Origin of the sequence: Alteromonas profundi (assembly GCF_010500865.1) — a bacterium.
Classification (GTDB): Bacteria; Pseudomonadota; Gammaproteobacteria; order Enterobacterales; family Alteromonadaceae; genus Alteromonas; species Alteromonas profundi.
In genome coordinates this window covers 66,448-75,972 of sequence record NZ_JAAAWN010000023.1, presented here as the reverse complement: position 1 = coordinate 75,972, position 9,525 = coordinate 66,448, and the positions used below count along the sequence as shown (strand labels likewise).

Genomic DNA, 9,525 nt, shown 5'->3' with positions numbered 1-9,525 from the left:
CATAAAAGTAAAAATACTGCTGCGCCATCCTACATGGCGTTATAACGACTTGAGCGGTATGCGGGGAAACTCGCACGTACCGTTCTTAGAGGGCTGGGCTCGAGTAATCGGGTCTGGCTACTCGACAAAAACATCGCTTTAAATGGCCTGTCGATGCGAACTTAAAACAGATGCATATGAGTGAAAAGCAGCTACAATGGCTGTTATCGGGCTACGATGTCATAGGGCATCAACCGTTGCATTACAACGCATCCGGCTTATAACCTGTGATCATAAGTAGCGATTAACGATCACGAAATAGTCTTAATAATGTAAGGTAATCAGCAGCTTAATACGGGATAATAGCGGTATGAACGAGAAAGAATACCAATCCCGCATCGCTGAACTTGAAGCGCTTCTTGAAGAGAAGAGCGCGCGAATTGCCTATTTAGAAGAACAGTTCCGTGTTGCCCAGCACAAGCAGTTCGGAAAAAGTACCGAAGGCCACCCTGGGCAAGGTGAGTTGTTTAACGAAGCGGAAGAACTGGTTGTTGAATCTGAAACAGCCGAAGAAACGATTAGCTATACCCGCAAAAAGCCCACACGTAAACCGCTACCTAAAGACCTGCCTCGTGAAGTTATCGTTCACGATATTAGCGACGAAGAAAAAATCTGTGGCTGTTGTGCGGGCGAATTACATCGCATTGGTGAAGATAAGTCAGAGAAGCTTCAGTTTATTCCTGCACAGGTTAAAGTAATAGAGCATGTTCGCCCTAAATATGCGTGCCGTACCTGTGAAAAGGACGGTATCAGCAACACGATTAAACAAGCGCCCGTACCTCACAGCGTGATTCCAAAAGGCTACGCAACGCCAAGCTTGTTAAGTCAAATCATCACCAGCAAATATCAGTATGGGTTACCGCTTTATCGACAAGAAGCGATGTTCAAACAGCACGGTATTGAATTAAGCCGTAAGACAATGGCTGATTGGACAATCCGCTGCGCTGAGTTATTTAAACCGCTTTATGAGCAGCTTCATCAACACCTGTTAAAGCAACCTGTTATCGCGGCGGATGAAACCACGCTAAAAGTGGTTGAGTCTGAAAAAGCGAACAGCTATATGTGGTTGTACGCCAGTGGCGCTGATTCACCTAGCGGTAATATCCCCGATACAGCGACATCCAATATCGTGTTGTACGATTATCACAATAGTCGCGCTGGGCAATGCGCAGTAGACTTCCTTAATGGCTATAACGGCTACTTACAAGTGGATGGCTATCAAGGCTACGAGCAAACGCAAGCGACCCTTATCGGTTGCTGGGCACATGCACGTCGTAAGTTCATGGAAGCCAAAAAAGGTGCGGGTAAGAAAGGCAGCGGAAAAGCAGATTGGGCACTCAATCATATCCAAAAGCTCTACCGCATCGAAACGCAGCTAAACGATAAAACGGTCGAAGTGCGCTACCTTACCAGACAAGAAAAGAGCCTACCGTTGCTCAATCAGCTTCACGCATGGCTAATGAAATCAGTTCAACAAGTGTTACCGAAAACCAAATTAGGCGAAGCGATACAATACTGCTTGAACCAATGGGAAAAGCTTGTACGTTATACACTCGACGGCCAACTAAAGATTGATAATAATCGCGCTGAGCGCGCGATTAAACCGTTCGTGATAGGCAGAAAAAACTGGCTATTTAGTCAAACCGCCACGGGCGCAAACGCCAGCGCAATGCTCTACAGTATCATCGAAACCGCTAAAGCTAACGACCTCAATGTGTTCGAGTATGTGATGACTTGCCTTGATGAACTCAGCAAGCCCGACGTCGATATCGAGCAACTGCTACCATGGCAGTTTGCTAAGCGATAGGTGGTATTGCCGGACGCTTACAACGTGTCCAGCCAAAGTAAATGAATAAGAAAGAAAAAATAGACATATGACAAGCACGGCGTTTAAGACATATTTAGTAAGCTTCCAAACACAAAATTGAGAAAAAATCGCTACTATCGCAACCCCAATCAGGCCAATCGAGCGCCATAGTGTGGTATCGCCTATTGACGAATCCCAGATGATACTAATCATATCTAGGTCTAGCGCTCCTACTATTCCTTCTTCAACCATTGCGCCAGTGTTAGCAAAGAACCAAATTGCATTTGCTAGAAAAGCTATTAAGGCGGTAATAAGGGTTATCTGACTAAATGATCTTCTTTCTCCATTTTCCAAAGTATTACCGCCGTACACATTGCCAAAAAATGTATATCCAGCAATACAGGCAAAGCCAACGTAGAACGCAGTTTTCGTCAGCACTATGACCGTATTCCAGATATAAATTCGTTTAGACGAGCAATTGAGGTTTCTAATTTTTGCCTCTGGACTGTCAACCTATCTTCCAATTGAACGATTTCTAGTTGTGCTCGAATGACATCTTGTTGTCTTGTTTTTCCAATCACATTTGAGTAACTGGCTTTTGCTATCTCCGCCATCTGCTCAAATAGTTCCCAATCGTTCTCGATTAACTTAATGGTTTGTTGCGCTAGAAAAGCGTCTAACCAAAGTTGGGAAACTTCACTTTTCAATTTCGCCTTACGATTTTCGCGTAACAGCGGGTATTTAGTTGATTCGATTTTTAGCTGTTGTCGTTTGAGTTCCAAACTATCTCCTCTAGGAAACATTTGAGAAACTCCAACTTTAAATTGAGTCATACCTTCCTGATCTAAGTTCCATGTATCTGTTGGTAAATTCATCATGCCCACAGACATAATAGGGTCAGGCAATGTTCCAGAAGCTATACTGTTATACTCAACAGCTTGCTGTTTCAACTTGCTGCCGTGCAGCCAAGGGTCATTTTGCTGTGCTAATGCTATCGCCTGATCAAGTGAAATAATCTTTTCTGCTTGGGCATAAAATGCAGAAAACCCGATCATTAAACTAACAGTAATGTTTAATAGACTTGGAATTCCAAATTTCATTAGAATTGCTCCTCATAGGATTTCACCTCTGCATACACTTCGCTAGTACCATCTTTAAATAGAATCAACACGTTATAAGGCATAAAACGTTCACCTACTTCCATCCCCGGAGAGCCAACAGGCATCGCTGGGACTGACAAACCAATGGCGTTGTTGTGTTTTTCAGCTAAAAATTGTTTTAAGAATTTGGCAGGCACATGCCCTTCAAACGCAAAGCCATTTCTAGTAACGGCTGTATGACAAGAGCGATAATTAGGTTTGATACCGTACTTAGTTTTTATATTGGAGATGTTGCGGTAATCTTTGGAGTGCGCAATCACCCCTTCATCTTCAATATGGGTTATCCACTTTTTGCAACATCCACAAGTCGGAGTTTTGTAAACTAATAACTCGATTAGCTTTGCTTCGACATGACTTTCATGATTATGCTCGGTAGCGTGGGTAAACGGTGGTATTAGCAGTACAGCTACCACTAGCTTAAAAAATATTTTGATCATTTTTTGCCCCCAGACAATGCTGGACAGTATTTAGGCGCAACTGCGCTTGATTAATTAACAAGAAAAGTTATTCTGTGCGTAAATTTTGGACGCACTAACCCTGTGTTAGGCAAATATTGGTGGGCGGAAAAGGGAAGTAGACATTGACTTTGGGTGTTCAGCGCCTTGGTTCACTATAGCTTCAGTAAAGCCCAAAATATCAGGTGAACCATTGTTTGAATTCAAAAATGTGACTGATGTACATGCATTTGCAGGGCAAATACAGTCTACGTCGCAGCAGTCTTTTGAACTTGAAGCACTAGCCTTCATATCACCATGTTCCATACCTTCATGAGACTTCATTGAAGAGTGTTCCATAGTCATATGAGATTGATGAGAATCTGCCGACATTTCACAAGACATAGATGTATAAGCCAATTCTTACCCAACAAAGGCAGTAAGCATAGCAACAACAACTAAGACTTTTGAAAGTGGTTTAAACATAAAATTCTCTTAAAAATACTTCTGATACGATACACGAAACACCTTGCTTGTGTAAATAGGCAGAGCATTCCTTGTTGAAATTTTGATAAATACTATGTGACCAGAGAACTATAGCTTAGAAAATACTTCCATTAACAGGCTCAACTTTTCTATATTTTCCACCGACAACCAGACGTCGAGACGTTCCAAAATCGGGATATAATTAATTGTATCGATGGTATCTGGGCCAAACGTAAAACTTACCGTGGCCACAGCTAGACGGGTCACCTAAAAATTGCATTAATACTTGCCCCAGAGTGACGGGCTACTGGAATGCGGACTAACTTATCTCAAGCTTATGCCGCGCTCATTTTTCTGTTCCTCGCACTTGACGTTGCACCAAAAAAAGGATTATCGCTGGAAGCAGCGTCCACTGTAATAGCGGAAGTAAGCCAGTCCCTATTATGGTAGTCGAGGCATTGCTGCTGAGTATTGCCAACGATTGAGAAACCCCGTGGCAAACCACTCCATTGGAGTTGTGTTGACGATACCCTCGGCCCAATATGTCACAACGGAGGTCGAGGTCAGCGATAGAAACCATCGGCGTGAACGCATCACACCTACAGCACTCCAGAAGGCGAGTAAGCTAATCACGCCATCTCCGTACTTGCCTGAGTACAGATACGCACTGCGTCCATGTGGTCTATCGTGGGCAGGCTCTTATAAAAGGGAACCTGCCACATTTCCCAGACAAAATTTACCAAAAAGGAAAAGAGCATCACATTTGCTTCCGGGCTTACAGACAAACGTTTAATTCTATTCATCACGCGCTTTGTCTGAACGCAAGTATTTCCACAACGCTGCCACTGCCCCGATTAGGACTACCACTACCAGTAGCCAGATCAAACCCATGCCTATCATCATTCCAACACCCATCGTCTCTCCCATACAATTCATCATGATTTATGTACTCCGTAATTTATCAACCCTTTATTGCAGGGCATTTACATAGACCGTCTAAGCGATAATGACGTCAAATTGAAACATCGTAGTATATTTATCCCGATTGCTGACCGGGAAAGTATTAACGTAGCAGAACAAATTAAGTTTGTCTTTGGTCTAAGTATTAGTTATGGGCCGAACCTCCGAAACCATAGAGTGCAGGACCCCCACTGCTATCGGTATGCCTGAAGCTTGGTAAACAAACGCAAGAAACAGATTCTGGCATATATTGCGCATGGTAGTTTCGGACAAGCAGCGAGCCTTGGGGATGCCGCGCAGATCACCTTTAACTAGGGCGAAGCGGGCGCTTTTGGGTCCGGTTTCCCCCATGGATTTTTGCATTCTCTCTTTGGCGACAAAAACTTGGATCATTGAGCTTATTAAATAACCAAGCGCGAAGGCCCAAAAAGCCATCCAGAATAGGCCCAGAGTAGTGTGGGCGGCCTCTTGCCATTGCGTTAAAAACTCACTCATGTTTCCCCTCCTTTAGCACGATGTAAATCTAACCCTGATTCAGTTAAAAGCGCTATGGCTTCCTGTGTATTTGTATTTTAACCATTGGATGCATGGATCATTACCTTATGTGCAGTACTGCGATCACCGAAGTATAGAACTGCTCCACTAACAGCATTACCTGATAAAAATCTAAGTAATTAAGAAACTATTATAGTTTTTACAAAATGAATAACGTCAGTTTTGAGAGAATGTATTGTAAACGTCTATACGCCTGTTACTTCTTATCAACGTTGATTTTTCTTGCTTTAGTGTAGGCCTCCCAACCTTCTTTTGCTGCATAAGGTACAATGAGCAACGCCGCCACAGGATCTGCCCACCACCAGCCAAACCAATTTACCAATAGCAAACCAGCAAGAACAACAATAGTTTGGTATAAACAGATAAAGGTATCTTTGGCATCGGCAAGCAACGCTGGACTGTCCAGCTTACGACCATATTTTCTTTTGAAATAAATAAGAATAGGGTTGATAAGCAAAGAAGTAACTAAAATGACTAACCCCATAGTGCTCCAGCTTGAAGTTTGCTGACTAAGAAGTTTTGTAGTTGAATCATAAGATATAAATATGCAGACCAAAATAAATGATACTGCAATCACGTAGAGAGTAATTTTCTTCCGTCTATTTACCTGATCTTCATCAATTCCTTTAAGCTCACCGTGTAGACGCCAGCCAAGGGTGGCAGCACTTATCACCTCTATTGTGCTGTCCAATGCCCATCCTATGAGCGCTGAACTATTGGCAGTTATCCCTGCTATTAAAGCGACCATTACTTCAATTGCATCATAGATGACATTTAATATTTGAAGCTTTCTCGCCTTTTTTAAATCACTTTTTCTTGTTGGTTCCATACTTTTTCCTGCAACGTCAAAAAATGAACGACACGACAATATTCTAGTTTCGCCGTTCTGGATAATTCGAAATAAGGGCTTTCGTCATCAATCAGAAAGCCCTTAACATTAGATCGCAGTTTTGCTGTGAACGAGTCTATAGAGTACAGGTAGTACAACCAGAGTTAATAAGGTAGAGGATATGATCCCACCAATGACCACCGTTGCCAGAGGTCGCTGCACCTCTGCGCCAGTACCTACGTTAAGCGCCATGGGCACAAAACCAAGGCTCGCCACTAGCGCGGTCATCAGTACTGGCCGCAAGCGAGTCATTGCTCCATCAATAATCGAGTTTACTAACTCGCCAGTTTCTTCCATCCTCTGCCTGATAAAAGACAGCATCACCAGTCCATTCAATACAGCAATACCAGAGAGCGCGATAAAACCAATCCCTGCGGATATTGAAAGAGGCATATCTCTGATCCAAAGTGCAAAGATGCCGCCAGTTAATGCCAAAGGGACGCCTGTAAAAATTATCATGGCGTCTTTGACTGAGCCGAATGCAATCACAAGTAATGCAAGGATCAGAAAAAGCGTTGCGGGCACAACCAAACTCAGTCGCTGACTTGCGCTTTCCAATTGCTCAAACGTACCGCCATAACTTATCCAGTAGCCACTTGGCAGTACCACATTGGCGGCGATCTGCTCTTTAGCATCATCTACAAAAGAGCCTAAATCACGATCTCTCACATTTGCTGTGACGACGATACGGCGCTTTGCGTTTTCTCGACTTATCTGACTGGGAATATTGGTATATTCAAGCTCAGCCACCTCTGCGATTGGCACATACTCACCATCATTGGTCATGATTGGGATATTTCTCAGCGCTTCTAAGTCACTGCGAATCTCTTCAGGATAACGAACAACAATCTCAAAGCGTCTGTCGCCTTCAAATACCAAACCAGCTTCTTTGCCGCCAACGGATGCACTTAACCACGTTTGCAAGTCAGTTACGTCTAAGTTGTAACGCGCCAGCGCATAAGGTTTCGGGTTCACCGTGAAGATGGGGATCTCATCTACTTGTTCTACTCGTGCATCAGCAGCGCCCGGAATATCTTGTAATACGGCTAAAACATCACCAGCTGAATCCCGTAGCTTATCCAGATCATCACCATATATCTTGATCCCTAAATCTGCCCTGACGCCACTAATCAATTCGTTAAAGCGCATCTGTATGGGTTGCGTAAACTCATAGTTATTGCCGGGTACATTTTGAAGCTCCCTCTCCAATTGCTCGACAAATTCCGCTTTCGATAATGCAGGGTTTGGCCATTCATCAATTGGTTTTAGCATTACAAAAGTGTCAGTGACGTTGGGTGGCATAGCATCAGTAGCCACCTCAGCAGTACCCGTTTTAGCAAATACGGTGTTTACCTGTGGGTATTGCATAATGACCTGTTCAAGCCGTTTTTGCATATCGACAGCTTGTTCAATTCCTGTGCCGGGCACTCTCATTGCATGAAGGGCTATGTCACCCTCATCTAGTTGCGGCACAAATTCAGAACCTAGGCGCATCCCAAACCAAACACTGATAACTACGAGTAATGTTGCTGCACCTACTACCAACCATCGTAATTTTAATGCCCACTCCAATACAGGGCGGTAAACTGATTTAGCCCCAGTGATTATTGGACTCTCTTTTTCACTGACTTTGCCTGACATAAACATAGCAACGGCTGCGGGCACAATGGTGATTGAAAATACCATTGCCGCTAGCAATGCCAATATTACGGTAGCCGCCATTGGGTGAAACATCTTCCCTTCGACACCTGTTAAGCTAAAGATAGGAATGTACACAATCGTGATTATCATCACGCCAAATAGACTTGGGCGTATCACCTCATTCGTTGCCTCAAATACGACTTCAAGACGTTCTCTGAGAGGCAGTATTGCACCCGTTCGCCGCTGCGATTCACTTAATCGCCTAATACAGTTCTCGACGATAATAACCGCTCCATCGACAATCAGTCCAAAGTCTAACGCGCCTAAGCTCATTAGGTTCGCGCTAACACCCGTTTGTACCATGCCTATTATTGTGGCAAGCATGGCAAGTGGGATGACAGCGGCGGTGATAATTGCTGCCCGTATATTGCCCAGCAATAAAAATAAGACAACAATAACGAGTAGTGCGCCTTCAACAAGGTTTTTTTGTACTGTATTGATGGCTTTATCCACGAGCGTAGTGCGATCGTATACACTTTGGATAATTACGCCCTCTGGCAAGCTTGCTTGGATTTCATCCACTTTATCAGCCACGTCTAGTGCAACAGCTCGGCTATTTTCGCCTATTAGCATCATAGCTGTGCCCAACACCGTCTCTTGACCTTCTCGTGTTGCAGCGCCCGTTCTAAGCTCCTTACCGATGGCGACCTCTGCAATGTCATTTACCGTAACGGGAGATCGGTTTGTAAGCGTTACCACCACGTTACTGATGTCCTCAACGCTCGAAAGTCTCGCTTGTGAACGTACTAGTATTTGCTGGCCGTTGCGTTCAATGTACCCAGCGCCCTGATTAGCGTTATTTCGATTTAATGCCCGCAATAAATCGTCAGTACTAACGCCGTAATTAAGCATAAGTTGAGGATTAGGCTTCACATGATACTGTTTGGTAAACCCCCCAATAGCATTAACCTCTGTTACCCCTTTAACCAAGGCCAGTTGAGGTTTCACCACCCAATCGTGTAACTCTCGAAGCGCCATTGCATCAAATTTTCTGCCATCGACAGTTACTGTGCCGGGCTTCGCGCTAAGCGTGTACATGTAAATTTCACCCAAACCTGTGGCAATCGGCCCCATCTTAGGCTCAATACCATCGGGCAATTGGCTTTTGATAATGCCTAGCCGTTCGTTTATGAGGTTTCTGGCAAAATAGAGATCCGTGCCTTCTTCAAAAACGGCCGTCACTTGTGATAAGCCATAGCGCGATAGTGAACGTGTGTAGTCCAAGTTTGGTAATCCTGCCAAAGCGTTTTCTACCAAAAAGGTGATACGTTGTTCAGTTTCAAGCGGTGAATAACCTTCTGCTTGTGTGTTGATTTGTACCTGAACGTTGGTGATATCGGGTACGGCATCAATAGGCAGCTTTTGATAACTGAATAGGCCTAATCCAATCACCAAAAAGGAAAGCATCAGAAAAATACCGCGCTTTTCGATTGCGGTACGAATAATGGAAACTAGCATCTTAAACCTCCCTTAGAACTACACGCCATTTGACAG

At 43.9% G+C, this 9,525-nt stretch carries 9 protein-coding genes; 1 reads left to right on the top strand and 8 read right to left on the bottom strand.

Features of this window, described 5'->3' with window-relative positions:
• Positions 1–349 precede the first annotated feature (349 nt).
• Complete coding sequence (gene tnpC, locus GTH32_RS15215) at positions 350–1,846, top strand: IS66 family transposase (RefSeq protein WP_163087303.1); 1,497 nt, start codon at positions 350–352, stop codon at positions 1,844–1,846.
• Here tnpC and GTH32_RS15210 read toward each other — a convergent pair.
• The 8 genes from GTH32_RS15210 to GTH32_RS15175 all read right to left on the bottom strand — a co-directional run bounded on the left by GTH32_RS15210 (position 1,820) and on the right by GTH32_RS15175 (position 9,489).
• Positions 1,820–2,284, bottom strand: coding sequence for a hypothetical protein (locus GTH32_RS15210; RefSeq protein ID WP_203565514.1), 465 nt, complete (start codon positions 2,282–2,284; stop codon positions 1,820–1,822). The two genes, tnpC and GTH32_RS15210, sit on opposite strands and share 27 nt — an antisense overlap.
• A complete protein-coding gene (locus tag GTH32_RS15205; protein ID WP_246223283.1) occupies positions 2,284–2,946 on the bottom strand; it encodes a TolC family protein in 663 nt (220 codons plus the stop codon). Before GTH32_RS15205 ends, GTH32_RS15210 begins: the two co-directional genes overlap by 1 nt.
• Positions 2,946–3,443: a DUF411 domain-containing protein gene (locus GTH32_RS15200; protein WP_163087301.1), complete on the bottom strand. Its 498-nt coding sequence runs from the start codon at positions 3,441–3,443 to the stop codon at positions 2,946–2,948. Before GTH32_RS15200 ends, GTH32_RS15205 begins: the two co-directional genes overlap by 1 nt.
• A 105-nt stretch (positions 3,444–3,548) precedes the next feature.
• Positions 3,549–3,833 carry a hypothetical protein gene (locus tag GTH32_RS15195; protein WP_246223282.1) on the bottom strand — a complete coding sequence of 95 codons (285 nt, stop codon included), beginning with the start codon at positions 3,831–3,833 and terminating at the stop codon, positions 3,549–3,551.
• Between the two features lie 888 nt (positions 3,834–4,721).
• On the bottom strand, positions 4,722–4,865 hold the full coding sequence (locus GTH32_RS15190) for a hypothetical protein (protein ID WP_163087181.1): 144 nt from the start codon (positions 4,863–4,865) through the stop codon (positions 4,722–4,724).
• 159 nt (positions 4,866–5,024) lie between these two features.
• Complete coding sequence (locus GTH32_RS19390; RefSeq protein ID WP_203565513.1) at positions 5,025–5,381, bottom strand: hypothetical protein; 357 nt, start codon at positions 5,379–5,381, stop codon at positions 5,025–5,027.
• 256 nt (positions 5,382–5,637) lie between these two features.
• Positions 5,638–6,270, bottom strand: a complete 633-nt coding sequence (locus tag GTH32_RS15180) for a cation diffusion facilitator family transporter (RefSeq protein WP_163087299.1) — start codon at positions 6,268–6,270, stop codon at positions 5,638–5,640.
• A 108-nt stretch (positions 6,271–6,378) separates the two neighbouring features.
• Complete coding sequence (locus tag GTH32_RS15175; RefSeq protein ID WP_163087297.1) at positions 6,379–9,489, bottom strand: efflux RND transporter permease subunit; 3,111 nt, start codon at positions 9,487–9,489, stop codon at positions 6,379–6,381.
• Between the last annotated feature and the right edge of the window lie 36 nt (positions 9,490–9,525).